The following is a 383-nucleotide window of genomic DNA, read 5'->3' on the forward strand; positions in this document are numbered from 1 at the left end:
CTCGTAAGCTGCAATTATAGGATTAGGAACCGGTAATGGGTTGACCGTAATAGTATAAGAACCCGAAGTGGTACAGTTATTTAATGTAGCTGTAATATTGATAGTTGCCGTAACCGATGTCCCATTATTAAAAGCTATGAAAGTTGGAATATTACCCGTCCCTGAAGCGGCTAAACCAATTGAAGTATTACTGTTTGTCCAAGTAAAATTGGCTCCAACAGGTGAACTCACAAAAGCATTAGTGACAACACTTTCGCCCGAACAAACTATCACATTAGCAGGAACATTAGTAATCACCGGTAATGGATTAACAGTAACTACAGCACTTCCACTTAGATTTTGAGTACAAACAATTGAACCCGGCAAAGAAACACTTACCAAAC

General features: G+C 38.9%; 1 protein-coding gene. It reads right to left on the minus strand.

Annotation, left to right across the window (positions count from 1 at the left end; all coding sequences use genetic code 11):
* A partial coding sequence (locus ICG50_RS13045; protein WP_187661334.1) for a hypothetical protein occupies positions 1-383 on the minus strand: 383 nt, incomplete at both ends.

The sequence above is a fragment of the Flavobacterium buctense genome (genome assembly GCF_014486695.1).
Taxonomy (GTDB): domain Bacteria; phylum Bacteroidota; class Bacteroidia; order Flavobacteriales; family Flavobacteriaceae; genus Flavobacterium; species Flavobacterium buctense.